Raw genomic sequence first — 275 nt, 5'->3', positions numbered from 1 at the left:
ATACCTAGGGTGGCAAACTCAAATTCCCATGATTCTGGGTGGTAGCTTGCGGCAAGGTGATGGATTTGGTGGGTGAAATGGGGAGGGGAAAATGATGGTGATGCATAAGGGTTTGGAATTCCAGGTTCAGGATTGAATCTGATCTCCCATAGGTATTGGAGTTGTTCTACCATAGAACCAAACCGTAAATCTGGTTGTAAATCCATGTGCGGTGGTAGAACTTCAGTTCGGAGGCATGAGTAACTCGGTGAAAGCACCAATTTGATAGAGAGAAC

General features: G+C 45.5%; 1 protein-coding gene. It reads right to left on the bottom strand.

Features of this window, described 5'->3' with window-relative positions:
- Positions 1-206: hypothetical protein (locus AABA86_RS34315; RefSeq protein WP_338309897.1), on the bottom strand; the 206-nt coding region annotated here is incomplete at its 3' end.
- Positions 207-275: the final 69 nt, after the last annotated feature.

Source organism: Bradyrhizobium sp. TM233 (assembly GCF_036247965.1).
Lineage (GTDB): Bacteria > Pseudomonadota > Alphaproteobacteria > Rhizobiales > Xanthobacteraceae > Bradyrhizobium > Bradyrhizobium ottawaense.
This window is presented reverse-complemented; position numbering and strand designations above follow the sequence as displayed.